At 63.7% G+C, this 18,903-nt stretch carries 18 protein-coding genes; 13 read left to right on the forward strand and 5 right to left on the reverse strand.

What is annotated here, in order from left to right; all coding sequences use genetic code 11:
• The first annotated feature begins 1 nt into the window (after position 1).
• From cobU to CKW37_RS09385, 8 genes are all read left to right on the forward strand, one after another.
• Positions 2-523, forward strand: coding sequence for a bifunctional adenosylcobinamide kinase/adenosylcobinamide-phosphate guanylyltransferase (gene cobU / locus CKW37_RS09355; RefSeq protein WP_095155419.1), 522 nt, complete (start codon positions 2-4; stop codon positions 521-523).
• Positions 520-1,575 carry a nicotinate-nucleotide--dimethylbenzimidazole phosphoribosyltransferase gene (gene cobT, locus CKW37_RS09360; protein ID WP_095155420.1) on the forward strand — a complete coding sequence of 352 codons (1,056 nt, stop codon included), beginning with the start codon at positions 520-522 and terminating at the stop codon, positions 1,573-1,575. The genes cobU and cobT overlap by 4 nt, the downstream gene beginning before the upstream one ends.
• Complete coding sequence (cobC, locus tag CKW37_RS09365) at positions 1,572-2,141, forward strand: alpha-ribazole phosphatase family protein (RefSeq protein WP_095155421.1); 570 nt, start codon at positions 1,572-1,574, stop codon at positions 2,139-2,141. Before cobT ends, cobC begins: the two co-directional genes overlap by 4 nt.
• Positions 2,141-2,878, forward strand: a complete 738-nt coding sequence (locus tag CKW37_RS09370) for an adenosylcobinamide-GDP ribazoletransferase (protein ID WP_095155422.1) — start codon at positions 2,141-2,143, stop codon at positions 2,876-2,878. The genes cobC and CKW37_RS09370 overlap by 1 nt, the downstream gene beginning before the upstream one ends.
• 45 nt (positions 2,879-2,923) lie before the next feature.
• Complete coding sequence (locus CKW37_RS09375; protein ID WP_095155423.1) at positions 2,924-3,328, forward strand: MarR family winged helix-turn-helix transcriptional regulator; 405 nt, start codon at positions 2,924-2,926, stop codon at positions 3,326-3,328.
• Positions 3,329-3,390: 62 nt separating this feature from the next.
• A complete protein-coding gene (locus CKW37_RS09380; protein ID WP_095155424.1) occupies positions 3,391-4,599 on the forward strand; it encodes an MFS transporter in 1,209 nt (402 codons plus the stop codon).
• Complete coding sequence (locus CKW37_RS33180; RefSeq protein WP_256587719.1) at positions 4,596-4,718, forward strand: hypothetical protein; 123 nt, start codon at positions 4,596-4,598, stop codon at positions 4,716-4,718. The genes CKW37_RS09380 and CKW37_RS33180 overlap by 4 nt, the downstream gene beginning before the upstream one ends.
• A 39-nt stretch (positions 4,719-4,757) precedes the next feature.
• Positions 4,758-5,309 carry a glutathione peroxidase gene (locus tag CKW37_RS09385; RefSeq protein ID WP_095155425.1) on the forward strand — a complete coding sequence of 184 codons (552 nt, stop codon included), beginning with the start codon at positions 4,758-4,760 and terminating at the stop codon, positions 5,307-5,309.
• A 12-nt stretch (positions 5,310-5,321) separates the two neighbouring features.
• On the opposite strand, the gene CKW37_RS09390 is transcribed toward CKW37_RS09385, so the two are convergent.
• Positions 5,322-5,582, reverse strand: coding sequence for a DUF2798 domain-containing protein (locus tag CKW37_RS09390; RefSeq protein WP_095155426.1), 261 nt, complete (start codon positions 5,580-5,582; stop codon positions 5,322-5,324).
• Between the two features lie 120 nt (positions 5,583-5,702).
• Between CKW37_RS09390 and CKW37_RS09395 the strand changes: the two genes are divergently transcribed.
• A complete protein-coding gene (locus tag CKW37_RS09395; protein ID WP_095155427.1) occupies positions 5,703-6,638 on the forward strand; it encodes a LysR family transcriptional regulator in 936 nt (311 codons plus the stop codon).
• 45 nt (positions 6,639-6,683) lie between these two features.
• Here the strand turns inward: CKW37_RS09395 and CKW37_RS09400 are convergent, their stop codons facing one another.
• The 3 genes from CKW37_RS09400 to CKW37_RS09410 form a co-directional block, all read right to left on the reverse strand.
• Positions 6,684-7,970, reverse strand: coding sequence for an OmpP1/FadL family transporter (locus CKW37_RS09400; protein WP_095155428.1), 1,287 nt, complete (start codon positions 7,968-7,970; stop codon positions 6,684-6,686).
• 148 nt (positions 7,971-8,118) lie between these two features.
• A complete protein-coding gene (locus CKW37_RS09405) occupies positions 8,119-8,601 on the reverse strand; it encodes a hypothetical protein (RefSeq protein ID WP_095155429.1) in 483 nt (160 codons plus the stop codon).
• A 269-nt stretch (positions 8,602-8,870) separates the two neighbouring features.
• A complete protein-coding gene (locus tag CKW37_RS09410) occupies positions 8,871-9,095 on the reverse strand; it encodes a hypothetical protein (protein ID WP_095155718.1) in 225 nt (74 codons plus the stop codon).
• 945 nt (positions 9,096-10,040) lie between these two features.
• Between CKW37_RS09410 and CKW37_RS09415 the strand changes: the two genes are divergently transcribed.
• Both CKW37_RS09415 and rmuC read left to right on the forward strand, forming a co-directional pair.
• On the forward strand, positions 10,041-10,469 hold the full coding sequence (locus CKW37_RS09415) for a tetratricopeptide repeat protein (RefSeq protein ID WP_095155430.1): 429 nt from the start codon (positions 10,041-10,043) through the stop codon (positions 10,467-10,469).
• A 58-nt stretch (positions 10,470-10,527) separates the two neighbouring features.
• Positions 10,528-12,042, forward strand: a complete 1,515-nt coding sequence (gene rmuC / locus CKW37_RS09420; RefSeq protein WP_095155431.1) for a DNA recombination protein RmuC — start codon at positions 10,528-10,530, stop codon at positions 12,040-12,042.
• On the opposite strand, the gene CKW37_RS09425 is transcribed toward rmuC, so the two are convergent.
• Positions 12,014-15,490, reverse strand: a complete 3,477-nt coding sequence (locus CKW37_RS09425) for a hybrid sensor histidine kinase/response regulator (protein ID WP_095155432.1) — start codon at positions 15,488-15,490, stop codon at positions 12,014-12,016. The two genes, rmuC and CKW37_RS09425, sit on opposite strands and share 29 nt — an antisense overlap.
• Before the next feature lie 271 nt (positions 15,491-15,761).
• On the opposite strand from CKW37_RS09425, the gene CKW37_RS09430 reads away from it, so the two are divergent.
• On the forward strand, positions 15,762-16,910 hold the full coding sequence (locus tag CKW37_RS09430) for a TDT family transporter (protein WP_095155433.1): 1,149 nt from the start codon (positions 15,762-15,764) through the stop codon (positions 16,908-16,910).
• Between the two features lie 107 nt (positions 16,911-17,017).
• Entirely contained in the window at positions 17,018-18,892 is a 1,875-nt protein-coding gene (locus tag CKW37_RS09435) for an MFS transporter (RefSeq protein WP_095155434.1), read from the forward strand.
• Positions 18,893-18,903 lie beyond the last annotated feature (11 nt).

Consider the following 18,903-nt stretch of genomic DNA (forward strand, 5'->3'; position numbering starts at 1 on the left):
CATGCTCAACCTGATTCTCGGTGGCGCCCGCTCGGGCAAGAGCCGCCTGGCCGAACAGCGTGCCGCGGCCAGCGGCCTGGCGGTGACCTACATCGCCACCAGCGAACCGCTCGACGGTGAAATGAACGCCCGGGTGCAACTGCACCGCGAGCGCCGCCCCGCCGAATGGGCCCTGATCGAAGAACCCGTGGCCCTGGCCCGAGTCCTCCAGGCCGAGGCCGCGAGCGACCGTTGCCTGCTGGTGGACTGCCTGACCCTGTGGCTGACCAACCTGCTGATGCTCGAAGACCCGCAGCGCCTGGCCGCCGAGCGCGACGCGCTGCTGGCCTGCCTGCCGACACTGCCGGGCGAGATCATCCTGGTCAGCAATGAAACCGGCCTTGGCGTGGTGCCCATGGGCGAACTGACCCGGCGTTACGTCGATGAAGCCGGCTGGTTGCATCAAGCCATCGCCGAACGTTGCCAGCGCGTGGTGCTGACTGTCGCGGGCCTGCCGCTTTTCCTCAAAGGAGCCGAATCATGAGTCAAACCTGGTGGCTGAACCCTTGTCGCGCCGCCGACGAATCGGTGCGCGATGCCGCGCTGGCGCGTCAGCAACAACTGACCAAACCGGCCGGCTCCCTCGGCCGGCTGGAGCAGGTGGCAGTAACCCTGGCCGCGCTGCAGGGGCGGGTGAAACCGGCGCTGGAACAGGTCTGGATCAGCATTTTCGCGGGTGACCACGGGGTGGTGGCCGAAGGTATTTCCGCTTATCCGCAAGAAGTCACCGGGCAGATGCTGCTGAATTTCGTCAGCGGCGGCGCGGCCATCAGCGTGCTTGCCCGGCAACTGGACGCTCGCCTGGAAGTGGTGGATCTGGGCACGGTGAACCTGGCGCTGGACCTGCCTGGCGTGCGCCATCTGCGCATCGCCCCCGGCACTGCCAACTTCGCCCGCGAGCCGGCGATGACCGACGAGCAGGGCCGGCAGGCGTTGCAAGCGGGTCGCGACAGCGCGTTGCGGGCGGTGGCGGCGGGTGCGCGGCTGTTTATCGGCGGCGAGATGGGCATCGGCAACACCACCGCCGCCAGCGCCCTGGCCTGCGCGTTGCTCGGCTGCCCGGCGACGGAGCTGAGCGGGCCGGGCACCGGCCTGGATGCGGCGGGCGTGCGGCACAAGGCGGCGGTGATCGAGGCGGCGCTGAAGCGTCATGCCGGGGTGAGCGGCGATCCGCTGCAGGCGCTGTTGCATGTCGGCGGCCTGGAAATCGCGGCGCTGGTCGGCGCTTATCTGGCCTGCGCTCAGGAAGGCGTGGCGGTGCTGGTGGACGGGTTTATCTGCACCGTGGCGGCGCTGGTGGCGGTACGGATCAATCCGTCTTGCCGTGAATGGCTGTTCTTCGGTCATCGCGGCGCCGAGCCGGGCCATCGCCGCGTGCTGGCGGAGCTGGGCGGCGAGCCGCTGCTGGAACTGGGCCTGCGCCTGGGCGAGGGCAGTGGCGCGGCGCTGGCGGTGCCGCTGCTGCGCCTGGCCTGCGATCTGCACGGGCAGATGGCGACATTCGCCGAAGCCGCGGTGGCGGACCGTCCGGCATGATCCTCGACCTGCTGCGGCACGGTGAAACCGAACTGGGCGGCGGCTTTCGCGGCAGCCTTGATGACGCCTTGACTGAGCAGGGTTGGGCGCAGATGCACGCTGCGGTGTCCGAGGTCGGGCCTTGGGATCAACTGGTGAGTTCACCGTTGCAGCGCTGCGCGCGCTTCGCCGAGGTCCTGGCCGCGCGTCTGGAGCTGCCGTTGGCATTGGAGCCGGGACTTCAGGAACTGCATTTCGGCGACTGGGAAGGGCGCAGCGCCCTCGATCTGATGCAAGACCACGAACAGGCGCTGGGCCAGTTCTGGGCCGACCCCTACGGTTTCACCCCGCCGGGGGGCGAGCCGGTGGACGCGTTTTCCACGCGGGTGCTGGCCGCGTTGGAGCGGTTGCAATTGGCTTATGCCGGTCAGCGGGTGTTGCTGGTGACGCATGGCGGGGTCATGCGCCTGTTGCTGGCGCGCGCCCGTGGGTTGCCCCGTGAGCAGTTGTTGCAGGTGCAGGTCGGCCATGGTGCGCTGCATCGGCTGGATGTCGAGGCGGGTGGCCGGTTGCGGGAGATCTGCTGATGTTGCCATTCTGGATCGCCTTGCAGTTCCTCAGCAGCCTGCCGGTGACCTTGCCGGGCATGCCATCGCCCCAGCAGAACGGGCGGTCGCTGCTCTTCTATCCGTTGGTGGGGCTGTTGTTCGGTGTGCTGCTCTGGGGCTTGAACACCGTGTTGGCCGGCAGCCCGCCGCTGTTGCATGCGGCGCTGCTGCTGAGTGCCTGGGTCGCCTTGAGCGGTGGCCTGCACCTGGACGGGCTGGCCGATAGCGCCGATGCCTGGCTGGGTGGTTTCGGCGATCGCGAGCGCACGCTGACCATCATGAAGGACCCGCGTAGCGGGCCGATTGCGGTGGTTACGCTGGTGTTGGTGCTGCTGCTCAAGTTCTGCGCGTTGCTGGCCCTGATTGAGGCGGGGCAGGGCGCACTGCTGTTGCTCGCACCCGTGATAGGGCGGGCGGCGATGCTGGCGCTGTTTCTCACTACGCCCTATGTGCGGCCCGGCGGCCTCGGCCAGGCGCTGGCCGAACACCTGCCGCGTCGTGGCGCGACCTGGATGTTGTTGCTGAGTGGCGCGGGTTGTCTGCTCATGGGCGGCGGGGCGGCGGCAGTGGCATTGCTGGCGGCGGCGCTGGCCTTTTTCGCCTTGCGTCGCTCGATGATGCGACGACTGGGCGGCACCACCGGCGATACCGCTGGCGCCTTGCTGGAGTTGCTGGAAACGGTGGTTTTGTTGAGCCTTGCCCTGGGGCTCGGCTGAAATGTTTTGTTGCGTTTGTCGAGATGCGGGTATATACACGCTTTCATGTTGACCGGTATTTGCATCTGCACTCATCTGCGTCGCGCTGCCCGAGGGGTAAGCCGGCATTACGACGAAGCCCTCGAAGGCTTCGGCATCAATGTCGCCCAGTTTTCCCTGCTGCGGCACCTGCAACGCCTCGACAAGCCCAGTATTTCGTCCTTGGCCGACGCCATGGGTCTGGACCGCAGCACCCTGGGCCGCAACCTCAAGGTGTTGCAGGCTGACGGTTTGGTGGCCATGACCGAGGGCGATGACTTGCGCAATCGCCTGGTGTTGCTCACCGAGCAGGGCAAGGCCCGCTTGCAGGCCGCCGAACCCGCCTGGGAGCAGGCTCAGGAACGGCTGGTGGACACCCTGGGTGAAACGCAGCGCGATGAGCTGGTCCGCTTGCTGAAACAGTTGGCCTGAGTTTTAACGACCTTAAGCGGGTATATACCCGCAAATAATTTCCGGCACAGGAGAGAAGAACAATGACATCCGTATGGCGAACCAGTGGCTGGCTGTTGCTGGGCGCGGCGCTGATCCTGGCGTTGTCGCTGGGCGTGCGACACGGCTTCGGCCTGTTCCTGGCGCCGATGAGTGCCGAATTCGGCTGGGGCCGCGGCGTCTTCGCCTTTGCCATTGCCTTGCAGAACCTGGTCTGGGGCCTGGCCCAGCCTTTCGCCGGCGCTTTGGCCGATCGGTTGGGCGCGGCGAAAGTGGTGGTCATCGGCGGCATCCTCTACGCCTGTGGCCTGGTGCTGATGGGCATGTCGGACTCGCCTGTCACGCTGTCCCTCAGCGCCGGCTTGCTGATCGGTATCGGCCTGTCCGGCACCTCGTTCTCGGTGATCCTCGGTGTGGTTGGTCGCGCCGTCCCCCCGGAAAAACGCAGCATGGCCATGGGTATCGCCAGCGCTGCCGGCTCGTTCGGCCAGTTCGCCATGCTTCCTGGCACCCTCGGTTTGATCAACTGGTTGGGTTGGTCGCTGGCGTTGTTGGCGCTGGGCCTGATGGTGGCGTTCATCGTGCCGCTGGTGAGCATGCTCAAGGACCGTCCGTTGCCGGCCCAGGGTCATGAACAGACCCTCGGCGAGGCCCTGCGCGAAGCCTGTTCGCACACGGGTTTCTGGCTGTTGGCGCTGGGCTTCTTCGTGTGCGGTTTCCAGGTGGTGTTCATCGGCGTGCACCTGCCGGCCTACCTGGTGGACCAGCACCTGCCGGCGACCACTGGGACCACGGTGCTGGCGCTAGTCGGCCTGTTCAATATCGTCGGCACCTACACCGCCGGCTGGCTTGGCGGGCGGATGTCCAAGCCGCGCCTGCTGGCTGCGCTGTACCTGCTGCGTAGCGTGGTCATCGTGCTGTTCCTGTGGGCGCCGATCACCACGTTCAGCGCCTACCTGTTCGGTATCGCCATGGGCCTGCTGTGGCTGTCCACCGTGCCGCTGACCAACGGCACCGTGGCGACCCTGTTCGGCGTGCGCAATCTGTCGATGCTCGGCGGTATCGTCTTCCTCTTCCACCAATTGGGCGCTTTCCTGGGCGGCTGGCTGGGCGGGGTGGTCTACGACCAGACCGGTAACTACGACCTGGTCTGGCAGATTTCCATTGTGCTCAGCCTGCTGGCGGCGGCGTTGAACTGGCCGGTGCGCGAGCGTCCCGTGGCGCGTCTGCAAGCCACGGCGGGGGCGGCGTGAGTCGTTACGGTCTGTGGTTGGTCGGGCTGTCGCTGGCAGCCCTGCTGCTGGTGCTGGCCTGGTGGGGCTGGCAAAAAGGCGGGCTCGCCCTGATGCAATTGGGCATGGGCGTCTGTTAGGCGTAGGCTGACGGTTCGCACCCCAAAAGGAGAACCTTCATGCACGTACGCCGCCTGTTGATTGCCTCACTCCTGCTCGGCTTCAGTGGTTTCGCCCTGGCCGATGGCTGCCCGGCCTTGCTCCAGGGCGAACTGCCGAAACTGCGCGCCAAGGAGCGGATCGATCTGTGCGAGCAGTTCGCCGGCAAGCCGCTGGTGGTGGTCAACACCGCCAGCTATTGCGGTTTCGCCCCGCAGTTCGAAGGGCTCGAAGCGGTCTACAAGGAGTACCACGGACAAGGGCTGGAAATGCTCGGGGTGCCGTCCAATGACTTCAAGCAGGAAGACGCCGACAGCGAGAAGACCGCCAAGGTCTGCTACGCCAACTACGGCGTGACCTTCATCATGACCGAGCCGCAGCGGGTGCGCGGCGATGACGCCACGCCGCTGTTTCGCGAGCTGGCGCAGCAGAGCAGCGCGCCGAAGTGGAATTTCTACAAGTACGTGGTCGACCGCCAGGGCAAGGTGGTGGCCAATTTCTCCAGCCTGACCAAGCCGGATGATCCGGAGTTCAAGGCAGCCATCGAAAAAGCCATCGCCTCCCGGCCCTGATGCGGCGCGGGATCATTTCGGCGGGTGAACAGTCCACGACACCAGCTTGATCACGATCGGCCGAACCACCAGCACGCAGACGAACGCGACCGGCATGGCCAATTGATAGGCCCGCAGCACATTGCCCAGGTAATGCTCGTTGACACCGCTGTTGGCGGCGGTGATCACGAAGCACATCAGCATGGCCATGATGGACGACATATAGAACGCGAAGACGTACGGGGTGGCGCGAACGCCGAGCTTCGGACGGCGGGTGACGGCGGATGAATTCATGAATGCTCCTCGAAGGATCCAGTTGAGTGGGGCGCAGGTTAACAAGGCATTCGCGGCGCAAGTAGACGGGCAGGTGTTAGGTCTTTATAAAGGGAAAATTACGAATCCAGGAGATTGCCCGTGAACCTGCTGGGCCTGATCAAGAGTTTCATCAAGGTGGTCGAGGCCGGCAGCATCGCTGGCGGCGCCCGCAGTCTCGGCTTGAGTGCGGCCGCAGTCAGCCAGAATATCGCCCGTCTCGAAGCGCACCTGCAGGTCCGCCTGCTGGCCCGCACCACTCGCAGCATGGTGCTGACTGCGAGCGGTACGCTCTATTACGAGAAAGTCCGGCATATCGAACGCGACCTCGAAGAAGCACAACAGGCCGTGACCACCGTGGATAGCGAGCCTCAAGGCCGCCTGTGCATTTCCACTTCGTCGGCGTTCGGTCGTCACGTGCTGGGGCGGTTGATTCCTGAGTTCAGCGCGCTGTATCCACGCCTTTCGATTGAATTGCTTACGAGTGACAACAAAGTCGACCATGCCCGCCAGGGTGTGGACGTGAGTATCCGCATCACCCCGCAGCTTGAAGATGGCCTGCTGGCGCGACACGTCGCCCAAGTGCCGTTTGTCTGTTGCGCATCCCCTGGCTACCTGGCGCGCGAGGGCTGGCCGCAAAGTCCGGAAGAGCTGAAGCAGCGCCGTTGCCTGGTGTTCCGCTACCCGGTGGATGGGCGCTTCCTGCGCTGGGGCTTCGTGCGCGATGGTTTGCGCTTCGATGCCGAGTTCGGCGATGTGCTGATCAGCGACGATATCGACGTCCTGGCCCAGATGGCTGCCCGCGACGGCGGCGTGACCCGGCTCGCCGAGTTCGTCGCCCGGCCTTATATCGAGCGCGGGGAGCTGGTGCGGTTATTCGAGGACAAGGGGGGTGAGCAGGCCTACGCCCAGACTGAGCCGATGGACATCTACCTGTGCGTCACCGACCGTTTGGCGATGACGCCGAAAGTGCGCGCGTTCCAGGCGTTTCTGCAGGCGAATCTGGGCGACGAGTGGAAGGTCAAATCGCACCCATGAAAAAACCGCCACGAGGGCGGTTTCTTCATACAGCCAGAAGCGAAATCAGAAGCGGTAGGTCAGGGACGCGCCCACGCCGTGTGCACTGTTTTCGTAGGTGGCGCGGTACGAACCCTTGAAGTGCGCAGGGTCGGTCGGCGACGTGGTCTGGTTGATCTTCGCGTCTTCTTCCCACAGGTAGGAGTAGGCGACGTCGATGGTCATGTCGTCATTCGGGCTCCAGCCGGCGCCGAGGCTGAAGATCTTGCGATCGCCAGTCGGAATGCGCGGCGAGCGGTTGACGTTGTTGGTCGGCGACTGGTCGACGGTGAAGCCGGTGCGCAGTACCCATTCCTTGTTCAGCTTGTAGGAAGCACCGATGGCGTGTGCCCAGGTGTCATGCCAGTTCTGCTCTTCGCTGATCTGGCCGAGGGTTGGCGCCAGGGCCGCCGGCACGCCTTCGTTGTTGACGGTGATGGCTTCCAGGCGGCTCCAGCGGGTCCAGGTGCTGCCCGCGTAGATCGTCCACTGGTCGTCCAGTTCGTGGGTAACCGAGAAGTCCACCGACTCAGGGGTCTTGATCTTCAGCGAGGCGTCGTACTTGGAGCCGCTCAGCGGGCCGAAGCCGGAACCCTGGATCTTGGTGTCGCCTTCGAGCTTGTAGTCGACCATCGAGTGGTAGGTCAGGCCGACGCGGGTGCTGTCGGTGGCCTGCACCAGGATGCCGATGTTGTAGCCGATAGCGGTGTCGTCACCGGAAATCTTCACCTTGCCGTCGTTGCGGCCCAGGGTTGCGCGGTTCAGCGCAGCAGATTCCAGGGCGCCTTCGATACGGTTGATGGTCGGACCGAAGCCGATCGAGACCTTGTCGTTGAAGGCGTAGCTGATGGTTGGCTGCAGGGTGACGACTTGCACTTCGGACTTGCTCCCGAAGTAACGGCCGGCAAAGCCGTTTTCATAGTCGGTCAGCAGGCCGAACGGTACGTACATACCGAAGCCGAAGCTCCAGTGGTCGTCGATCGGCTTGACGTAGTAGCCCATCGGGACGCCAACCACGGGAACCATGTCGCCGTCATTGCTGCCGCCGAAGGTGCCGCTTGCGTGCTTGATATCTGTCTTGGCAATGACGGCGGCGCCGCCAACGGTGACTTGTTCACGTTTCAGGCGCGACATGCCGGCAGGGTTGCCAAACACGGTGCTGGCGTCATCGGCAGAAGAAGAACGGCCCGCGAAACCGGTGCCCATGCCGCTGATGCTCTGTTCGTTGAGCGCGAAACCGCTGGCGAACAGGTTGGAAGAGGCCAGGGCAACGGCAAGACTGAGGGTGGTTTTGATGAGTGTGACTTTTTTCATTATTAGAAACTCCAGGGGATCACCGGGGCGCAAATTACCAACATTTTCCTACATGCGCTATAGGCTGTATCGCCGGAGATAGAGCGGTTTTGTAGGACAATCCGACCATAGTTGGCAATTCTTTCCGTTTGCTGATGTCGTTATTTTCCTAACATGCCTGACGTTCCAATGGCGTGATGCACGCCTGCCAGGCCCGGGTGAAGTCGCGCAGCCGGCCCTGTGGCTGAAATATCTGGCGCCATATTTTCGCCATGCCGAGCAGATCATCGGCATCGGGCAAGCGGGGCGCCTGTTCTTCGATCAGCATCCAGGCAATGGCGGTCGCGTAACGAAGGTTGACTGTCAGTTCCAGGTGCGGGCCATTGAGAAAGGCATGTTGACTAGCCAGACCACGCACGAGGCTGGCCAGTTCCGGATCGCGGGCGAGAAAGTGATCCCAGATGGATTGGTGACGCAGTTCGGCGATGCGGTAGAGGCCATGGCCGCGACGGTCGTGGAGGGCGGCGCCGAGGGCTGACTGGCTGGCCGCTACGCCCAGTAGCAGGGCTTCGGCGCTGGGGCAGTGACGGTCCAGGTAGATCAAGGTCGGACGGATCACGTATTGGCTCAACTCGCTCGCGGCGATACCCATAATGCCCTCGAACTCGAAAGTGGCCGGCGGGACGCTGGTGCTTGGCAGCAGGTGGTCGGGGGTCAGGCCCGCCGGAAGCGGACAGGGCCGCTTGAGTTGAAGTGTAGTGTCATATTTGCGCTGTAAAGGGCTGTTTTTAAATCATTTCCGGCTTTTCGTTATAGGTCATATGCCGTTAGGTACTTAAAAAACAGGGGTGTTTCGAGGGTGCCGGAACGGCTATGCGGATAGCAAAAGCCCCTCGAATGAGGGGCTTGGGCGTGTGTCCATCAGGCGACGAGCGCCTGACGGGTCCGGTCGATGACCGCTTGCAGCGGTTCGGCACCGGTGTATTGGTCGGGGTACAGGCGCTCGCTGTGTTGAGCGATACCGTTTTCGTCGACCAGGGTGAAGCTGAAGCTGTTCTTGCGCGAGGCGAGAATGATGCAGTTCAGTGGCGCAAAAGCCTGGGATAGGGTGCGAATGGCAGCCTGAGTACGGGTGTTTTGATTCATCATTATTGGAAGTTCCTGCATGAGATACGGCAAGTTTGAGCCGTATATATTTCAAACGTTCCAGTAACGCTGGCCTTTAATGAGGCGATGCGGAGAACCTGACTGGAACAGGGCAGCCAGTGATGAGCGCAATTAATAAGTGGCGCCTGGGCTGACTGGTAGGTACTTCAGAAGACGGGCAACACACCAGGGCAGGGTTCTGCGCCTCTGGGTGAGGATCCTGTTCAATCTGCTTTTTGGCTCGGCAGGGCGGGTATGGATTTGCCTGGGGAGCTTTCGAGTGGCGGGTCCTGTTTCAGCAGGATGGCCCTGAAGAGTGGGCGATGCTGCAAGGACCGCTTTTGCCAGAATGAGTTTCAGCTTGGTACTAACGGCGGCAAGAGTATCGGGCTCGCCTGGGATTGGCAAGCTTTTTTATCTTTCGTCCGGCGAGCCGAGCATTATGTCCACTTTGCTGGTCGCTGTGAAGCCCCGCTTCTTGTCGCGAATCGCTGTGATGGTGCAGTGTGTCGCCTCGCTTTGGGGCGCTTGTACACACTTGGAGCGACCTGTGTCACAACGCTGTAACAGCCTGAGATACGCCTGCCATTGACTTGCTCGAACGGACAAGTCAATGAAAAAAAACACTTTTTTGAGCTGGTGAAAAAATCGACAGTTTGACTGGGAGCCCCATTCCACCGGGGTTTGCGGGGTGTCAGGGGCGGTTGTCCACCGAGTTATCCACAGCTTCTGTGGATTGTCCCGAGCGGTTGCTCTAGGACGGGCGTGCTAGCTTGTCGGAAGCTGTCAGACAATTTTCCTTGGGCGTAGTACTGGCTAAAAAATCACCTAAGAAAGGTCAAGAAAAAACTTCAGCGGAATCGAAAAAAACTTCAGAAATGAGCCGGGCGATCGTCGGAAAAATCGGGTAGAGTGCGCGCCCCAAGAAATGCCTTGCCTGTTTTTATGAAGTTTCGCGGTAAATCCTCAGACTCCAATCCTTCGTCATCGTCCGTTCCCGAGCCTCGGCGTTTCTCGCTGAAGGTTGCCCTGTGGCTGCTGGACAGCCCGCGGCTGGGTGACAAACCCCAGGTCAAGCATTTTGCCGGTCGCCTGCTCAAGCAGCCGGCCCGCGAAGGCGTGGTGGTGGCGCAAAGCCGTTTGGGCCAGATGCTCTGCCGCGATTGCGGCAATGCCCGCGACCGGCGTATCGGTCACGAACTGCTGCGCCAGGCGGCCCGGGCCGGTGACCGGCGGGCGCAACTGGAATACGGCCGGCTCTGCAGCCAGCCCGAAGTCAACGAGCCGGAACAGGCCCGTCACTGGCTTGAGCAGGCCGCGGCCAAGGGCTCGGCAGAAGCCAGCCGCCTGCTGGGACAACTGCCGCGCGGCTGAGTGCTGCACCGCGCTCGGGTGCTGTTAAGCTCTGCGGGACTTTTTTCCGGGGGTGAGCATGTTGTCGATGGCTGCAATCGATCTGGCCAGTGTGATGCTGGGTGTGGTGCTGACCCTGGTGCCGTCGGGCCTGCTCCTGTTGCGTTGGCAGCGCCAGCAGACGGAGCGCCAGGCCCTGGCGATTCTGCACGAGGAGCGCCTGAATAGCGCGCTACTGGCCCAGGAAGGCTTGCAGGCGCAATTGGACGCCAGCCGTGACGAGATCAGCGACCTCAGCCAGGCCAACGCGGTCAAACAGGCCAATCTCGCCGCCCAGGCCCGCGAACTGGACCTGCTGCAGATCGACCGCGACAACGCGCGCGATGCCGCCCACGCCTGGAACCTTGAACGCAGCGCCCGCGAAGCCGAGCTGCGCCACCTCGATGCCCGCTGCGCCGCCCTTGACGCCGAGCTGCGCGAGCAGCAGGACAGCCACCAGCAACGCCTGAATGACCTGCAAGGCTCGCGGGATGAGTTGCGTGCGCAGTTCGCGGAAATGGCCACGCGCATCTTCGACGAGCGCGAACAGCGTTTCGCCCAGACCAGCCAGCAGCACCTCGGGCAGTTGCTCGATCCGCTCAAGGAGCGCATCCAGGCCTTCGAAAAACGGGTGGAAGAAAGCTACCAGCAGGAAGCGCGCGAGCGTTTCTCGCTGGGCAAGGAGCTGGAGCGGCTGCAACAACTCAACCTGCGCCTGAGCGACGAGGCAACCAACCTGACCCAGGCCCTCAAGGGGCAGAAAACCCAAGGCAACTGGGGCGAACTGATCCTGGAGCGGGTGCTGGAACATGCCGGCCTGGAGAAGGGCCGCGAGTACCAGACCCAGGTCAGCCTGAAAAGCGCCGATGGCGAGCGTTTCCAGCCGGACGTGCTGATTTTCCTGCCGGACGACAAGCAGGTCGTGGTGGACTCCAAGGTCAGCCTGACCGCCTATCAGCAGTTCGTCGCCGCCACCGAAGACGATGTCGCCCAAGCCGCATTGAAGCAGCACGTGCACTCGTTGCGCAGCCACATCAAAGGCTTGTCCAGCAAGGATTACAGCCGCCTTGAAGGTTTGCGCAGCCTGGATTTCGTTCTGCTGTTCGTGCCGATCGAAGCGGCATTTTCGGCGGCGTTGCAGGCCGAGCCGACGCTGTTTCAGGAAGCCTTCGACCGGCAGATCGTGGTCGTCAGCCCGACCACGCTGCTGGCCACTTTGCGGGTTATCGACAGCCTGTGGAAACAGGAGCGGCAGAGCCAGAACGCCAAGGAAATCGCCGAGCGCGCCGGCTGGCTGTATGACAAGTTCGTGCTGTTTATCCAGGACCTGGACGAGCTTGGCAATCGCCTGCAACAGGTGGACAAGGCTTACGCGGCGGCGCGCAACAAGCTCTGCGAGGGGCGCGGCAACCTGATCAGCCGCAGCGAGCAGCTCAAGCTGCTCGGCGCCCGGGCCAGCAAGAGCCTGCCGACCGATCTGCTGGAGCGAGCCATGCAGGCCGGCGACAACCCGGCCAACGATCTGCTTACTGCACCAGGCTCAGATGGCGATTGAGCAGGGCGCGCAAGGCTGCCGGCTTGACCGGCTTGCTCAGGTAGTCGAGGCCCGCGGCATGCACCTTGGCCACGGTTTCGCCGTGGCCGTCGGCGCTGATCACCACGCCGGGCACCGGCTCGCCGAGGCGGGTGCGTAGCCAGGCCATCAGTTCTGTTCCTATCTCGCCGTCGTCCAGGTGATAGTCCACCAGCGCCAGGTGCGGGCGCAGGCCCTTGTCCAGCAATGCGGCGCATTCCTCCCGGTTGCGCGCGGTGGAGACCTGGCAGCCCCAGCGACTGAGCAGGCTGTTCATGCCGATCAGAATGCTGTCTTCGTTGTCCACGCACAGCACTTGCAGGCCCGCCAGCGGTTGGCCCGCCTGTTCCGGCGTCTTCACCGGCTCGATAGCCCGTTCACTGGCCAGCGGCACCTTGACCCGGAACACGCTGCCCTTGCCGGTCCATGACTGCACCTCCAGCGGATGGCCGAGCACCTTGCACAGACCGTCGGCGATCGCCAGGCCCAGGCCGAGGCCTTTTTCGGCGCGGGTCTGGTGGCTGTCCAGGCGTTTGAATTCTTCGAAGATCACTTGCAGCTTGTCGTCAGCGATGCCCGGCCCGCGGTCCCAGACCTCCAGCCACAGGTGGTCCTTGTGGCGGCGCACGCCCAGCAGGATCGGGCTCTTGCCGTAGCGGAAGGCGTTGGTCAGGAAGTTCTGCAGGATGCGCCGCAGCAGCTTCATGTCGCTGTTCACCCGCAGGCGGCTGCCGCGCAGGCGGAAGTCCAGGCCCTGCTCGCGGGCCAGCACCTTGAACTCGGCACCGAGGGTGTCGAACAGCTCGCTGAGGGCGAAGGGCTTGGCATCCGGGGTGATCTTGCCGTTTTCCAGGCGCGAGATATCCAGCAGGTCGCTGATCAGTTCTTCCGCCGAACGCAGCGAGCTGTCCATGTGCTGGACCAGTTGCTGGGCCTCGCCGGACAGGCCCTCGGCCTGGTGCGACAGTGCCGCCGAGAACAGTCGCGCGGCGTTCAGCGGCTGCATCAGGTCGTGGCTGACCGCAGCGAGGAAGCGGGTCTTGGACTTGTTCGCCGCCTCGGCATGGCTCTTGGCTTCGGTCAGCGCCAGGTTCAGTTGCGACAGCTCGCGGGTACGCTCGGCGACCCGTTGTTCGAGGCTTTCGTTGGAGTCCTTGAGTGCTTGTTCGGCTTCGCGGAACGGGGTGATGTCGGTAAAGCTCATGACGAAACCGCCGCCCGGCATCGGGTTGCCGATCAGCTCGATGACCCGGCCGTTGGGGAACAGCCGCTCGGAAGTATGCGCGCGGCCCTGGCGCATCCAGTGCAGGCGCCGGGCGACGTGGACCTGCGCTTCGCCGGGGCCGCACAGGCCGCGTTCGGCGTTGTAGCGAATGATGTCGGCAATCGGCCGGCCAACGCTGATCAGCCCGTCCGGGTAGTTGAACAGCTCAAGATAGCGGCGGTTCCACGCCACCAGGCGCAGCGACTGGTCGACCACGCTGATGCCCTGGCTGATGTTCTCGATGGCGCCTTGCAGCAGAGCGCGGTTGAACTGCAGCACTTCCGAGGCTTCGTCGGCGATGCGCACCACGTCTTCGAGCTGCATGTCACGGCCTTCGATGGCCGCCTTGACCACCGCGCGGGTCGAGGACGTGCCCAGTACACCGGCGAGCAGGCGTTCGGTGTGTTCGATCCACTCGCCGTCGGCATTCTGGTTGGGGTTGAAGCCTTTGCCCTGGCGGTAGGCGAAGCGGATGAAGCTCTGCCGTGCACGTTCCTCGCCGACAAAGCGCGCGGCGAGGTGCAGCAGGTCATCGATCTGCACCGCCAGCAGCGACCGGTTGCTCGGCCGCGCGCTGCTTTGCTGGCCGATGAAACGCCCGGCCTGCCAGTGCTCGGTGACCCGGGTCCGCGACAGCACCGAGACCCAGGCGAACACGGTGAAGTTACCGGCCAGCGACAGCACCACGCCTTGGGTCAGCGGGGTGATCGGCAGGTCCAGCGGGTTGCCGTGCAGCCACGCCAGGCCGGGGAATAGCTCCAGCGACCAGCCCAGGCTATGGGCGGCGATCGGTAGCACCAGGGTGTAGAACCAGAGGAAGGTGCCGGTGGCGAGACCGGCGAATACGCCGCGGCGGTTGGCCTGTTTCCAGTACAGCGCGCCGAGCATGGCCGGGGTCAGTTGGGTGACCGCGGCGAAGGCGATCTGGCCGATGGTCGCCAGGCTCGCCGTCGAACCGAGCAAGCGGTAGCTGACATACGCCAGCAGCAGGATGACCACGATGGTCACCCGGCGCACCGTGAGCATCCAGTGGCGGAACGCTTCGAACGGACGCTCGGCGTTGTTTCGGCGCAGCAGCCAAGGCAGCAGCATGTCGTTGGACACCATGGTCGACAGCGCCACGGCCTCGACGATGACCATGCCGGTAGCGGCCGAAGCACCGCCGATAAACGCCAGCAGGGCCAGGCTCGGATGGGCCTCGGCCAATGGCAGGCTGATGACGAAGGAGTCGGAAATAACCGTGCCCGGCAGCAGCATTTGTCCGGCCAGGGCAATCGGCACCACGAACAGTGCGGCCAGAACCAGGTACATCGGAAACACCCAGCGGGCCATGCGCATGTCCTGCGGCTCGATGTTCTCCACTACGGTGACCTGGAACTGCCGGGGCAGGCAGATGATCGCCATCATCGCGACCCCGGTCTGCACCACCATCGACGGCCAGTTGATGGTCTCTTGCCAGTAGGCGTCCAGCGCCGGCGAGGCCTTGGCCTGGCTGAACAGGTCGTCGAAACCGTCATACAGGTTGAACACCACGAAGGCGCCGACGGCGAGGAAGGCCAGCAGCTTGACGATGGCTTCGAAGGCGATGGCCAGGACCATGCCGCGGTGGTGCTCGGTAACGTCGAGACTGCGGGTGCCGAAGACGATGGAGAACAGCGCCAGCACCAGCGACACCACCAGCGCGGTGTCTTGCACCCGGCTGCCGGTGGCGTCGGCGTTGGCGCCGATCAGCAGGTTGACGCCGAGGACGATGCCTTTCAGTTGCAGGGCAATATAGGGCAGCACGCCGACCAGGCAGATCAGCGCGACCACCACCGCGAGCGCCTGCGATTTGCCGTAGCGGGCGGCGATGAAGTCGGCGATGGAGGTGATGTTTTCCTGTTTGCTGATCGCCACCATCTTCTGCAGCACCCAGGGCGCGAAGATCATCAGCAGCACCGGCCCGAGGTAGATCGGCAGGAACGCCCAGAGTTGTTCGGCGGCCTGGCCGACCGCGCCGAAGAACGTCCAGCTGGTGCAGTACACCGCCAGCGACAGGCTGTAGACCCACGCGCGCAGGCGCGGCGGCAGCGGGGTGCTGCGACGGTCACCGTAGAAGGCGATAGCGAACATGATGGCCATATAGGCCAGGGCGACCACCGCGATCAGCCCGCTGGACAACGACATGACAACTCCGAACAAAAAATGAGCTGGCCGGCATGGCAGACGGCGAGCCTCGATCAATCAGTCTGGCATGCCGCCAACGCTTCGTCAGCGCCGACCAAGGTCGCAGTGGCGGGGTGTCGCAGGGAAGAGGCGATCCAGACGGGTTGTGGCGCAATTGCGGGGTTCTGTTATCTGTTAAATCGATAACAGATAGAGAAAATACCCGTTATATGGATATTCCTGTCAGTTGTAAGCTCATTCCTACCTCATCAGAGGACAGGAGATAACCGCCATGACTTGCCAGACCACTGCCCATCCCTTACGCCCTTTCAACCAGTTGGCCCATCCCCGCGAGGTGATTCGCCAGTTCACGCCGAACTGGTTCGCCGTGGTTATGGGCACCGGTGTGCTGGCGCTGGCCTTGCCGCAGGCGATGCCGGCACTGGCGGGCGTCGCCGAAGCGCTGTGGTGGCTGGCCATGGGGTTGTTCGTGTTGTTCTGTGTTCTTTATGGCGCGCGCTGGGTGCTGTTCTTCGATGAAGCGCGGCGCATCTTCGCCCACTCCACGGTGTCGATGTTCTTCGGCACCATTCCCATGGCGCTGGCGACCTTGCTCAACGGCGCCCTGGCGTTTGGCCTCGCGCGGTTTGGCGACGGCATCCTGCCGTGGGTCGAAGCGCTGTGGTGGCTGGATGTGGCGCTGGCGCTGCTGTGTGGCGTGGCGATTCCGTTTCTGATGTTCACGCGCCAGGAGCACAGCATCGACCAGATGACGGCGGTCTGGCTGCTGCCGGTGGTGGCGGCGGAAGTGGCGGCGGCCAGCGGCGGCTTGCTGGCAGTTCATCTGGACGACGCCGCGCGGCAGTTCCAGGTGCTGATCACCAGCTATGTGCTGTGGGCGGTGTCGTTGCCAGTGGCGTTCAGCATCCTGACCATCCTTATCCTGCGCATGGCCCTGCACAAACTGCCACCGGCGCACATGGCCGCCTCGAGCTGGCTGGCGCTCGGCCCGATCGGCACCGGCGCGCTCGGCATGCTGCTGCTCGGCGGTGATGCCCCGGCGATCTTCGCCGCCAACGGCTTGGCCGGCTTTGGCGAAATCGCCCGCGGCCTGGGCCTGATCGCCGGGATCGTGCTCTGGGGCTGTGGGTTCTGGTGGTTGCTGACCGCGGTGCTGATCACCCTGCGTCACCTGCATCAGGGCATGCCGTTCAACCTGGGCTGGTGGGGCTTTACCTTCCCGCTGGGGGTGTACGCCCTGGCGACGCTGAAACTGGCGGTGTGGCTCAAGCTCGGATTCTTCCAGACCCTCGGCGGCGTGCTGGTGCTGGCGTTGATCGGGATGTGGTCGGTGGTGGCCTGGCGCACCGTGCGCGGGGCGTGGCGGGGAGAGTTGTTCGTTTCGCCGTGTATTGCCGATTGTGGCCGCAAGAAGGGCTGACCGATCGCGGCAAGCGGCACTGGATTGAAAGACGGCCAATCCGGCAAAGTGTGGCTTTTCTCGCGCTCGGCGCCTCAAATCACAAAGCCCACTCAGGTACATGGACGATGAGCCACACCTCGCAGTTCGCCTTGCTCAAGAAACGCCGCTTCTTGCCCTTCTTCATTACCCAGTCGCTGGGGGCATTCAACGACAACCTGTACAAGCAGTCGTTGATCCTGGCGATCCTCTACAAGCTCAGCATCGGCGGCGATGGCTCGATGCTGGTCAACCTCTGTGCACTGCTGTTCATCCTGCCGTTCTTCCTGTTCTCGGCGCTGGCCGGGCAATTCGGCGAGAAGTACACCAAGGACGCCCTGATCCGCGCGATCAAGCTGGCCGAGGTGGTGATCATGAGCATCGGCGCGGTCGGCTTCCTTTATAACCAGTTGTGGCTGATGCTCCTGGCACTGTTCGCCATGGGCACGCACTCGGCGTTGTTCGGCCCGGTGAAGTACTCGATCCTGCCCCAGGCCCTGCGTGAAGAAGAACTGGTCGGCGGCAACGGCCTGGTGGAGATGGGCACGTTCCTGGCGATTCTCGCCGGCACCATCGCCGCCGGGGTGATGATGTCCAGCAGCACCTACGCCCCGGTGGTGGCCAGTGGCATCGTCGGCACCGCGGTGCTCGGTTATCTCGCCAGTCGCGCCATTCCCCGGGCTGCCGCGGCGTCGCCGGAACTCAAGCTGCAATGGAATATCGTCGCCCAGACCGGCGCGACCCTGCGCATGGGCTTGCGGCAGACCCCGGCGGTGTCGCGCTCGATCGTCGGTAACTCGTGGTTCTGGTTTGTCGGGGCGATTTACCTGACGCAGATTCCGGCGTATGCCCAGGTGTGGATGCACGGCGATGAAACCGTGGTCACGCTGATCCTGACCCTGTTCTCGGTGGGCATCGCCCTCGGCTCGCTACTTTGCGAGCGCTTGAGCGGACGCAAGGTGGAAATCGGCCTGGTGCCGTTCGGTTCCTTTGGCCTGACCCTGTTTGGCCTGCTTTGGTGGTGGCATTCCGGCGATATCCCGGCCGGCGTCGCGCCGTATGACTGGCTGGCGCTGCTGGGCATGGCCAAGGCCTGGTGGATCCTGCTGTCGATTGTCGGCCTCGGCGTGTTCGGCGGCTTCTATATCGTGCCGCTGTATGCGCTGATCCAGGCGCGCACCCCAGAAGACCAACGGGCCCGGGTCATCGCCGCGAACAACATCCTCAACGCGCTGTTCATGGTGGTCTCGGCCGTTGTCACCATGGCTCTGTTGGGTGTGGCCGGGCTGGAGATTCCCGAGCTGTTCCTAGTGGTGTCCCTGCTCAATATTGCGGTGAACGCCTACATCTTCAGCATCGTTCCCGAATTCAGCATGCGCTTCATGATCTGGCTGCTGAGCCATTCCATGTACCGGGTCAAGCACCGCGACCTGGAGCAGATCCCGGACGAAGGCGCGGCGCTGCTGGTGTGCAACCACGTGTCGTTCGTCGATGCGTTGCTGATCGCCGGTGCGGTGCGTAGGCCGATGCGCTTTGTCATGTACTACAAGATCTACAACCTGCCGGTGCTGAACTTCATCTTCCGCACCGCCGGCGCCATCCCGATTGCCGGGCGCAGTGAAGACCTCGCCACCTACGAGCGAGCCTTCGAGCGGATTGCCGCGTACCTGGAGGACGGTGAGCTGGTGTGCATCTTCCCGGAAGGCAAGCTGACCGGCGACGGTGAGATCGATGAGTTCAAGGGCGGGATGAAGCTGATTCTGCAGCGCACGCCGGTACCGGTGATTCCGTTGGCGTTGCAGGGGTTGTGGGGGAGTTTCTTCAGCCGCGATCCGGGCAAGGGCTTCTTCCGCCGATTCTGGTCGCGGGTGACCCTGGTGGCCGGCCCCGCTGTTGCGGGAGAACAGGCGGAGCCGGCGTTGTTGCGCGAACGGGTAGGGGCGTTGCGCGGCGAGTTTCGCTGAGCGGCGTGACC

Source organism: Pseudomonas sp. Irchel 3E13 (genome assembly GCF_900187455.1).
Taxonomy (GTDB): Bacteria; Pseudomonadota; Gammaproteobacteria; order Pseudomonadales; family Pseudomonadaceae; genus Aquipseudomonas.